The 802-nt window shown below is 70.3% G+C and carries 1 protein-coding gene; it reads left to right on the top strand.

Annotation, left to right across the window (positions count from 1 at the left end):
• Positions 1–137: 137 nt before the first annotated feature.
• Positions 138–802 (top strand): hypothetical protein (locus ADL15_RS57070; RefSeq protein WP_067691444.1); only part of this gene is annotated, 665 nt, incomplete at its 3' end.

Genomic DNA, 802 nt, shown 5'->3' on the forward strand with positions numbered 1-802 from the left:
ACCCGCCGGGTCGGTGTTCCGGCGTACCTCATCACCTGCCGGTGGTGGGCGCTGGCCGCGGGCTGGCAACGCGCCGGGATCCGACTGGTCCTGGTCGCGATCGCCGTGTACCTGCTGGCGGGGCTGGTGGTTGTCCGATGACCGCCAACCGTGCTCCGCAACAACCCAAGAAGCGTGCCGCACGGCACGTGGAGACCAGCGACTTCGACGCGTTCGCGCGGCGGATCCTGCGGGCCTACGCCCGACGGGTCGCAGCCGGCGACGTGGAGGCCCTGGCCTCGATGGTCACGCTGACGGGCGAGGTCGACGCGATGCTGCGTCTGGCCGTCGCCGGTCTACGGGCCAAGCCCTACTCCTACTCATGGGACGAGATCGCCCGTCGGCTGGGTGTTTCCCGGCAGGCCGCGCAGCAGCGCTACGGCGACAAGTCCGACCGGCACGCCCTCGACTCCCGGCTCTTGCAAGCGGGCTTGAGCGTGTCCGTGGCGACCCTCACACAGGTGTTCGCCGATCACCATCCCGGCAGCCCGATGCCCTCGCGGTGTCCCGGCTGCGGCTACCCGTACCCCGACAACGTCTTCGACTGCCCCACGAACGCCACCGTGCGTCCGCTGCTGACGCGGCGGCGGGGCGAAGACCAGGACGCGGTAGCCCGACTCACCCCTGACCAGTTCGCCGACCTGCACAACCCGAAGTCCCGCCACCAGCGGGCAACGGTTCGGCAGTCGGCCCGTCTCGCGCCGGATCCGAACCGTGCACCTCAACCCCTGTTCAACCTCTACGGAGAGGACCAGGCGCGATG

It is taken from the genome of Actinoplanes awajinensis subsp. mycoplanecinus, assembly GCF_001509495.1.
GTDB classification, from domain to species: domain Bacteria; phylum Actinomycetota; class Actinomycetes; order Mycobacteriales; family Micromonosporaceae; genus Actinoplanes; species Actinoplanes palleronii.